This is a genomic window from Acinetobacter sp. AL9, assembly GCF_041464035.1.
Classification (GTDB): Bacteria; Pseudomonadota; Gammaproteobacteria; order Pseudomonadales; family Moraxellaceae; genus Acinetobacter; species Acinetobacter towneri.
Window position 1 is genome coordinate 1 of record NZ_JAYFSK010000072.1, and the last position, 9,280, is coordinate 9,280.

The window sequence follows — 9,280 nt, forward strand, 5'->3', positions numbered from 1 at the left end:
CTAAAATACAAAAGATAATCATTTAAATCTCTAATAAATACCCACCTTGCCACTACTGAATCGACATAGACAAAATGAGCACTTATGCAAATATTTGTCTATATTTTTAGTTATAGTTAATTACTCTCCTCCGAGAAGACCTTTCCATGGGTTAGACATTAAGTCATCTTGATCTTCAATAGTGACTTTAATTTCATCATTCAATAATTGTCTAATCAAATGAACCTTATCATCTGGGATGAGCATCAGTTGAGCATTTAGTCCTGCCGCAATAATTTCTAAGGTATCTAATCGAGGATTGCCTTGACTTTCCAGTTTTTGGTACTGCTGTCTTGAAATGCCTGTACGTGATTGCATATCAACTTGCTTTAAACCCAATAGGGTTCGTCTTTTTTTGACTTGCTGTAGTAAAGACTTATTTAGTGTAGACATATTTATTGCTTTTTGGTGGTATAAGAAGCATATTAGTTGCTTTTTTATTAAGAAGCAATGACAGAAATTATTAACAGGCTCCGCGGCATCAATATTTAGGATCTAGGCAAGCTGATCTTGTTTAACATAAGCCACTTAGTAGTAGCTAATACTATCTTTTGTTTTGGAGTTTTTTTTATCTTGTATGATTGATACTTTGGAGCATCATCTACACGGTTTTTTGTTCACAGTTTTGAAAGAGCACTTTTGTAAACTTACTTTTTTAAGTATAAAAATTTCTTATGAAGTAAAATATTGAATAAAACAACAATAAAAAAGCCCCAGTCATTCAACTGAGGCTTTTAGAATCTGGAGCGGGAAACGAGACTCGAACTCGCGACCCCAACCTTGGCAAGGTTGTGCTCTACCAACTGAGCTATTCCCGCATGCGGTGTATAATACATGATGCAAAAATAGGGTCAATCCATTTATGCAAAAAATTAGCTTAATTGCATAAATAAACGACATTTTTTAGAACAACTGGCGATGAGATCGCCAAATTTAAGTAGAAAAACACGCTGTAACAGCACCAAGCACGAATGATTCTGCCAAAGTGCTGAGAATTGTATAGAACGCAGTTATACTGCTAGGCAGCCTTTAAACCATTTTGGGAAATACAATCATGAGTTTAGAACAACAATTGTTGCAACGCTTAGCTGCTTTAAATCCAAGTCATTTAGAAGTTGTGAATGAATCTGCAGGGCATGGCGGTTATTTCCCAGGAAAAGAATCCCATTTTAAAGTGGTGATGGTCAGTGATGTTTTTCAGGGCTTACGTTCGGTACAACGTCATCAAAAAATTTATGCCGCTGTGGGTGATCTACTCGCGCCAAATAAAATTCATGCGCTTGCGATTCATGCCTTTGTTGCCTCTGAGTGGCAAGGCCAAGATACGTCAAGCCCTGAATGTGCACATGCACCAAAAGATGCGTAAGGGAAGGCTATAGATGGAAAATTTATCAATGCTGAACAATATTCACGTTGCTGCAGTGGCTTTGTTGCTGTTGGTGATTGTGGTGCGTGCCATGACTTTATTTAAAGGTACATTGAACCACTCTCCAAACCCTAAAGCATGGAAAGTCTTTGTAGCTTTGCAGCATTCGGCACTCACGCTGATTGTGGTGACAGGAGTCATTGCCTTATTTCTGAAGGATTTTCAGGTCGAAGCTTGGTTTTATGCCAAAATTATTTTATTTTTTGTGATGCTTTCTTCTTTGATTAAAGCGTATAAAAAAGATGAGCGTATTTTGCTGGTGCAGCGCCGTGTTGGCTGGGGACTGGCCCTGATTGCTTTCATTGCCATTTTAGGTTTGGTTATGCTTAAACCAAGTTTTGGCTAGGGCAAGTTTAAGGATTGTTAGACACTATGCGCCAACAATCATAGCGGGTCGGTTAAACTGAACATATAACAAGAACTGAAGTCATTCAACGAGGGGCGACAATGCGCACACGTGTGGTGTTTAATCAGAAAGGTGGTGTTGGAAAATCCAGTATTACCGTCAATTTGGCTGCAATCAGTGCGCATCAGGGTTTAAAAACATTGGTGATTGACCTCGACCCGCAAGCCAACTCCAGCCAATATTTATTGGGTGATGATGCCACTTATTCTGCCGACAAGCCTGCGCTTGAACCCAACATCGAAAATTACTTTGAAGAAGTGTTGGGTGCAAATCAATCCAAAGGCTTATTAGGCAATGCTTTAGGCTCAATTTTAAAAAACCGCAGCAAAGGTTTAGAAGCCTATGTGCATCAATCGCCATTTAAAAATTTGGATGTAATCCCTGCGAGTCCGCAATTGGGCGGTTTGGCACACGCACTTGAATCGAAACATAAAATTTACAAACTGCGCGATGCCTTGCAACAATTGTCCGATCAATATGACCGTGTATTTATTGATACCCCACCTGCATTTAACTTTTTTACGCTCTCTGCCTTAATTGCGGCAGATCGGGTGCTCATTCCTTTTGACTGTGATGTCTTTTCTAAACGTGCCTTACAAAGCTTGATTGAAAATGTTTTGGAAACTCAGGATGACCACAATGCAAACTTGCAAATTGAAGGCATTGTGGTGAATCAATATCAAGCACAGGCCAAGTTACCGCGTGAAGTGGTGCAGCAACTTAAAGATGAAGGTTTACCTGTTTTGAATAGCATGTTGCCGCCTTCGGTGTTGATGAAAGAATCACATCATAAAAATTTGCCATTAATTCATTTGGCAACAGATCATAAATTGACGCAGGCCTATCAATCGTTGTTCAATGAAATTGAGCAAGCGTGATACAGAGGTAGACATGAAAACATTTGCAATTGGTCTTGTCGCGGCAAGTAGTTTATTGCTGGGGGCTTGTGCGACCACAGTGAAACCTAGCTATGTGTCGCCTACACATTATCAGGCTTTGAATTGCCAACAATTACAAAGCGAATATAACCGTATTCAGCAATATATTGAAAGCGGTGTCGAAGCGCCGAAACGTACAGGTGTTGGTGTAGGTATCGGTTTAGGCGGTGGTTGGGGAAGCCGTGGCGGTTGGGGCGTTGCACCGAGTGTTTCAGTCAATATGGGACAGTCATCCAATACTAAAAGAACAGAACTGGCACGTCTTTTAGGTGAACAAGAAGCCATTGTACAAGCAGCAAAATTTAAAGCTTGCCCGATTATTGTTAAGCCCAAACCTGTAACATCTTAAATTTTAGGATTTGCGAATATTTCGTCCGTGGTGCTGCCATTTGTGCAGCACCATTGCTTAAAAAATGTAGCAAGATAATTCAAGGTTGATCTCAATCTAATATTTTAAAAACAAAAACTTAATTTTATTTTCTGTTCTATTTATACCCTTGGGTCAGTCCTGCCAGATAGAAAAACTTGTCATTTTCAATGGCTTTCATATAAGGTGTGCTCCTATTTTTGATTTGCATGCTCTGGTGTTTATGATTGAAAGTTGGCTCTTTGTCCTAGCAATGATTGCGGTCTTGATGATTCCTGGCCCGACCAATGCGCTATTGGCAAGCTCAGCCCACCAACAAGGCATTGCCAAAACCAGTCTGCTGATTCCCGCAGAGTTTTTTGGTTATATGTATGCCATTAGTCTGTGGGCGTTATTCATTCATTTGAGTGCGCCAATTTGGCCTTATTTAATTGATATACTGCATGTTTTAAGCGCAGGCTATGTGTTTTGGATGGCTTTTCATTTATGGAAGCAGTCACATTTAGAGCAACATTGTCAAAAACACTCTGCCATTCGCCCTGCACAATTATTTTTTTCGACTTTTAAAAACCCGAAAGCCTTGTTATTTGCGGCAGGTATTTTGCCTACAGAAACATGGGATAACCCGACCAACTTTGCCATGGTCTATGTCTTATTTGGTCTGATTTTATTGCCAACAGCGTTATTTTGGATGTCTTTTGGGCGAGCAGTTTTGGCGCGAGAAACCAATAAAGTGACGGCAGATTTGTTATATAAAGGCTCGGCTTTGCTGTTGGTGGTGTGTATGCTGCCAGTGGTAGCACGTTTTTTCTAAAGATTTAGAGATTTTTGGTGAGTTGAGCACTCATCTCACCTATTTTGAATGGATAAGGGCAGCACTGTTCAACAGGCATGCCCAAAGAATTTCACAACTTAAGCAGTTTTTTTCTTGAGTTTTTGGCGAATAAAACCAATCACCCCAGGCAAGACACTTAAAATAATAATGCCGAAAATTAAATGGGTGAAATTGTCTTTCACAATTGGCATATTGCCAAACAAATAACCGAGTGTAATAAACGACGCGATCCAGCAAAAAGCGCCAATTACGTTATAGGTTAGGAAGTATTTATAATTCATGCTGCCTGCACCCGCCACAAAGGGCGCAAAGGTACGCGCAAAAGGCACAAAACGCGCAAAAATAATGGTTTTTCCGCCGTGTCGCTCAAAAAACTTCTGGGTTTCGATCAAATGTTTTTTATTGATAAAACGTGATTCCAGCTCAAAAACCCGTGGACCAATATATTTACCAATGTGGTAATTCAAGGTGTCACCGAGTACCGCAGCAGTAAACAATAAAATACCCAAAATCCACGGATCCATCACTCCTGTCGATGCAGCCAGTGCGCCTGCTGCGAACAGCAAACTATCGCCAGGTAAAAACGGCATGACCACCAAGCCTGTTTCTACAAAAATAATCAGGAATAAAATAGCGTAAATCCATACCCCATATTGGGTGATGAATTCGAGCAAATGTTCATCGACGTGTAAGATAAAATCAATCAGTTCCATGGGGAAAAAACAAGCGAAAGTGTGCCCAAATCCTAGCAGTCCACAGGCGGAAAGTCAGTATGAAAAGGTAAATAATTTTCACAGTGATTTTAGGGATGCTAGACCAGCCACATCGGTTCTTTTTCGTTGCATAGATGCAACAACATGTCTTTTAAATGCGTATTTATCCTGAATTTTGAAAAAACTAAGATGTATTTGTCTTCAAGAATGAATCAAAAATATAGGTGATCTGATGTTTAATCCAAATGTTGTGTTAAAAAGTGTGGTCGAAAAAGCAAGTGTGCAAGCCATTGTAAGTTTATTTGCACGTGCTTTTTTAGCGTATTTATTTATTGTATCTGGTTGGGGAAAAATTGCAGGCTATGATGCAACAGTGGGCTATATGCAAGCTATGGGTGTTTCAGGTTCATTGCTACCTTTGGTGATTTTGCTAGAACTTGGTGGTGGTTTGGCAATTCTATTCGGTTTACAAGCACGTGTCGTGGGTTTGGGTTTAGGTGTTTTTAGTCTTTTAACTGCATTTTTATTCCATGCTGCACCAGAAGATGCGCTGAATTTTATGAAAAATATTGGTTTGGCTGGCGGTTTCTTCTACATCATGCTTTACGGTGCAGGCAAAATAAGTCTAGACCATCTTTTGGAAGCAAAAAAGTAAGTCATTGATTTCCACATCAGCTCAACAATTTAAGCAATCTTCAAGAAGGTTGCTTTTTTTATGCCATAGAAAATGCATAGTCTTTTAAAACTTAGAGTATGTGGTCACTGCAATATCACGAAGAAAAATAGCCATTTTTAGGATTGTCTGAATAGTGTGCGCAAGGCGTGGAAAAATGCTAGAATAGCGCGCTTAATTCGTTTGCCTTTCTATAGTTGTTTGTCATGACTACCAATACTCAAATTACTGAAGATCGTATCCTGATTCTGGATTTCGGTTCGCAATATAGCCAGCTGATCGCACGTCGTGTTCGTGAAGCGGGCGTATATTCTGAAATGTATGCCTACGATATGTCGGAAGAAGACATTCGTGCATTTAATCCAAATGGTATTATCTTATCGGGTGGACCTGAAAGTGTTCACCAAGCGGGTAGTCCACGCGCACCTGAAATTGTATTTAACTTAGGCGTACCTGTACTGGGTATCTGCTATGGTTTACAAACCATGTCAGAACAACTGGGCGGTAAAGTTGAAGCGGGTTCAGTACATGAATTCGGTTATGCCGAAGTCGATATTTTGGTACGTGACAAACTGATTGGTAACTTGCAAGACCGTGAAAACCAATTGCACGTTTGGATGAGCCATGGCGATAAAGTGGCACGCATTCCAGAAGGCTTCCAAATTACGGCAAGCACACCAAGCTGCCCTGTGGCGATGATTTCTGATGAAACACGCCGTTTCTATGGTATTCAATTCCACCCAGAAGTAACGCACACAGCTAAAGGTGCAGAACTACTGTCTAACTTCGTACATCAAATTTGTGGCTGTCGTGGTTTGTGGACACCAGAACACATCATCGACTTGCGTGTAGAACAATTACGTCAGCAAATTGGCAATGAAAAAGTATTACTTGGCTTGTCAGGTGGTGTCGATTCATCTGTGGTTGCTGCCTTATTGCACCGTGCCATTGGCGATCAATTGACGTGTGTATTTGTAGACAACGGTTTGTTGCGCTTGAACGAAGGCGATCAAGTGATGCAAATGTTTGCAGAAAACATGGGGATTCGCGTAATTCGTGCCGACGCTGAACAGCGTTTCTTAGGTGCATTGGCTGGTGAAGTTGATCCAGAGAAAAAACGTAAAATCATTGGTCGTGAATTTATTGAAGTTTTTGCCGAAGAAGCACGTAAGCTGGATGGCGTGAAATTCTTGGCACAAGGTACGATTTACCCAGACGTGATTGAATCTGCAGCCAGCAAACAAGGCAAAGCGCATGTGATTAAATCACACCACAACGTGGGCGGTTTACCAGAAGATTTAGCTTTTGAATTGGTTGAACCATTACGTGACTTGTTTAAAGATGAAGTTCGTAAGCTTGGCACCACTTTAGGCTTGCCACACAGCATGATTTACCGCCATCCATTCCCAGGTCCAGGTTTGGGCGTGCGTATTTTGGGTGAAGTGAAAAAAGAATATGCAGACATTTTACGTCTAGCTGATGATATTTTCATGCAGGAATTACGTGCAAGTGGCTGGTATGACAAAACAGCTCAAGCATTTGCAGTATTCCAACCTGTAAAATCTGTTGGTGTAGTAGGTGATGGTCGTCGTTATGCATGGGTAATCGCACTACGTGCCGTAGAAACAGTGGACTTTATGACCGCACGTTTCGCACACTTGCCGTATGACTTGGTGGATCGTATTTCAACGCGCATCATGAATGAAATTGCAGAGGTTTCACGTGTGGTTTATGACGTATCGTCTAAACCACCTGCAACCATTGAATGGGAGTAATTCAGGGATTTCACGAAGCACTGCTTCGTGCCTGAATTACGCCAAGCGCTATACGCGCGGCAGCTAGGGGTTTCAAGCAGCACTGCTGCTTGCCAGTTTTACGACATGAGCCCATTTTAAAGTACAGCTTTTAAAATGGGTGCAATATGCCCGCGGCAGTGAGGGATTTCGGACAGCACTGCTGTCCGCCTGAATTACGCCATGAGCCTATTTTAAAGAATGGCTTTTAAGATAGGCGCAAGATGCCTGGCGGCAGCTAGGGGTTTCAAGCAGCACTACTTCGTACCTAAATTACGCAATGAACCCATTTGAAAGCAAAGTTTTTAAATGGGCACAATGTGCCAACGGCAACTAGTTTTTCTCTTGCACATAGAAAAGAGCACTTCATGTGCTCTTTTTTTTATGTTTGCTAAACAATCCAAGATTTAATTTCTTTTTTTACCGTAGACTTAGGGGGCTCAGGCATCCCTACATCAAAACTGATAACACAATTTCGTCCACGTTGTTTGGCTTGGTATAAGGCCAAATCGGCTTCTTTAATCAGGGTCTGCAAGTCGGTTTGTTGTGGTTTTAAACTCGATACGCCAATGGAGACAGTGAAATTAAAACATTTTTTATCAATGCACATTTCATGCTGAGCAATTTTTTGTCTTAAGCGCTCCGAAATCATCAATGCTTCATCTAAGCTGGTTTCACTGAGCAGTGCAATAAATTCTTCACCGCCAAAGCGTGCCAAAATATCCTTGCGGCGCATTTCTTTACGAGCAATGTCTGCAATATTTTGTAAGACTCGATCTCCAATATCGTGCCCATAGGTATCGTTAATTTGTTTAAAAAAGTCGACATCAAACATCAGCAAGCAGACCGATTCAGATTTAGGCCATGCATGAATTTTGTGTTCTGCCATGTGTACAAACTGACGTCGGTTATTGAGTTGGGTCAGTTCATCGGTATGCGCCAAGGCTTGCAAGGTATGAAAATTCCAGTCATCCAGCAAACTGCGTAAAAAGTGATGGCGGGCATTTAGGGTATTGATCCAGCTGATATACAAACTCAACAAACATACAGGGATATACACCACCATAAAAACTAAGGCATCCTGCAAGTTGGTGAGGGAAATCACCCCAAAAAACATGAGTACGCTCATGACCAATGAATTATAGACCGCAGGGCGGAAACGCACTTGAATACACAGATTGGCCATGAGTACAAAAATGACCGAGGCATAAACATAAGTGGAAATCCAAGGGCTTTGTGATTGCGACAGGATATAGAACCAAATACCGCAGCACAGTGTGGCGCTGACCGGTAAAATTAAATCCAGCAGGCGAATATCTTTGATCAATTTAAAGCAGAAATAATTGCCAATCAGCGCCAATACAACAGCACTGAGACGGAGTGTGGCCGAGAGCGTAGTGACATCTGGAATGATGAAATAATCGATAAAGAAATACAGCAGGAACGTCATTTGCCCAATGTAATTGACTTGGCGTAAATAACGACGCTGATGTAAATTTTGGTGTTGATAAAAATGTGTTTCAAATTGTGGTGGAAGTTGCGCAGTAGGGTGCTGCAATGCTTTTTCAATTGCTTGTCGGTTTTCAAGATCACACTCAGTTGTTTTTAAAAGTTTTTCTGAGGCTTCCTGATTGCTTAAAATCTTCGAACGGGTCTGTTCCCCCATTCGAGCTTTTACAGACATAGCGATATTTACTCAAATTGACAACTTATAGTTAGGATTATGCGCAAAATGCAGAAAAAATAACCTCCCTAAATTTGGGTATTTTCTCTATTTTTTTTAAATTTTGGTCAAAATTATGCCATATATTTTAAGGTGTAGTTCAAGTTTGGACCATAAAAATCAGAACAACAAATTTCATCTTGCTCTTCGTTAGTGATTTAGCGTATTTAATAGTCAAGGAGTTTACAGAAATATAAGAGTGATTTATATCAAATAATTATATTGACAAATATAGTCAAGCATATACAATTTAGGTATTAAATTTTAAAAAAACTTGCAATGAAATACTTGACTGAAAGCTTAAAGAAAGTAGAGCAAGACCTTGCTTATTTTGTATCCCCTGAAAATAAAGATGGGTTTATTAAGG

General features: G+C 40.5%; 10 protein-coding genes and 1 tRNA gene. 7 read left to right on the forward strand and 4 right to left on the reverse strand.

The window, feature by feature from the left end; genetic code table 11:
- Nucleotides 1-120: 120 nt before the first annotated feature.
- Both ACEO2X_RS12230 and ACEO2X_RS12235 read right to left on the reverse strand, forming a co-directional pair.
- A complete protein-coding gene (locus ACEO2X_RS12230; RefSeq protein ID WP_104852853.1) occupies nucleotides 121-432 on the reverse strand; it encodes a helix-turn-helix domain-containing protein in 312 nt (103 codons plus the stop codon).
- A gap of 349 nt (nucleotides 433-781) precedes the next feature.
- Nucleotides 782-857, reverse strand: a tRNA-Gly gene (locus ACEO2X_RS12235).
- A gap of 236 nt (nucleotides 858-1,093) precedes the next feature.
- Here ACEO2X_RS12235 and ACEO2X_RS12240 point away from each other — a divergent pair.
- From ACEO2X_RS12240 to ACEO2X_RS12260, 5 genes are all read left to right on the forward strand, one after another.
- On the forward strand, nucleotides 1,094-1,405 hold the full coding sequence (locus tag ACEO2X_RS12240; protein ID WP_104852854.1) for a BolA family transcriptional regulator: 312 nt from the start codon (nucleotides 1,094-1,096) through the stop codon (nucleotides 1,403-1,405).
- A gap of 13 nt (nucleotides 1,406-1,418) precedes the next feature.
- Nucleotides 1,419-1,811 carry a SirB2 family protein gene (locus ACEO2X_RS12245; protein ID WP_104852855.1) on the forward strand — a complete coding sequence of 131 codons (393 nt, stop codon included), beginning with the start codon at nucleotides 1,419-1,421 and terminating at the stop codon, nucleotides 1,809-1,811.
- A gap of 101 nt (nucleotides 1,812-1,912) precedes the next feature.
- Nucleotides 1,913-2,749, forward strand: coding sequence for a ParA family protein (locus ACEO2X_RS12250; protein ID WP_070155018.1), 837 nt, complete (start codon nucleotides 1,913-1,915; stop codon nucleotides 2,747-2,749).
- Nucleotides 2,750-2,762: 13 nt separating this feature from the next.
- Complete coding sequence (locus ACEO2X_RS12255) at nucleotides 2,763-3,158, forward strand: hypothetical protein (RefSeq protein ID WP_004970241.1); 396 nt, start codon at nucleotides 2,763-2,765, stop codon at nucleotides 3,156-3,158.
- Between the two features lie 241 nt (nucleotides 3,159-3,399).
- A complete protein-coding gene (locus ACEO2X_RS12260) occupies nucleotides 3,400-3,990 on the forward strand; it encodes a LysE family translocator (protein ID WP_131261281.1) in 591 nt (196 codons plus the stop codon).
- Nucleotides 3,991-4,088: 98 nt separating this feature from the next.
- Here ACEO2X_RS12260 and ACEO2X_RS12265 read toward each other — a convergent pair whose 3' ends face one another.
- On the reverse strand, nucleotides 4,089-4,724 hold the full coding sequence (locus ACEO2X_RS12265; RefSeq protein ID WP_096902210.1) for a DedA family protein: 636 nt from the start codon (nucleotides 4,722-4,724) through the stop codon (nucleotides 4,089-4,091).
- A gap of 232 nt (nucleotides 4,725-4,956) precedes the next feature.
- On the opposite strand from ACEO2X_RS12265, the gene ACEO2X_RS12270 reads away from it, so the two are divergent.
- Together ACEO2X_RS12270 and guaA are read left to right on the forward strand one after the other, a co-directional pair.
- A complete protein-coding gene (locus ACEO2X_RS12270; RefSeq protein ID WP_004970234.1) occupies nucleotides 4,957-5,379 on the forward strand; it encodes a DoxX family protein in 423 nt (140 codons plus the stop codon).
- 224 nt (nucleotides 5,380-5,603) lie between these two features.
- Entirely contained in the window at nucleotides 5,604-7,172 is a 1,569-nt protein-coding gene (gene guaA / locus ACEO2X_RS12275; RefSeq protein ID WP_004970232.1) for a glutamine-hydrolyzing GMP synthase, read from the forward strand.
- Between the two features lie 409 nt (nucleotides 7,173-7,581).
- Here guaA and ACEO2X_RS12280 read toward each other — a convergent pair whose 3' ends face one another.
- Nucleotides 7,582-8,874 carry a GGDEF domain-containing protein gene (locus ACEO2X_RS12280; protein WP_346792340.1) on the reverse strand — a complete coding sequence of 431 codons (1,293 nt, stop codon included), beginning with the start codon at nucleotides 8,872-8,874 and terminating at the stop codon, nucleotides 7,582-7,584.
- Nucleotides 8,875-9,280 lie beyond the last annotated feature (406 nt).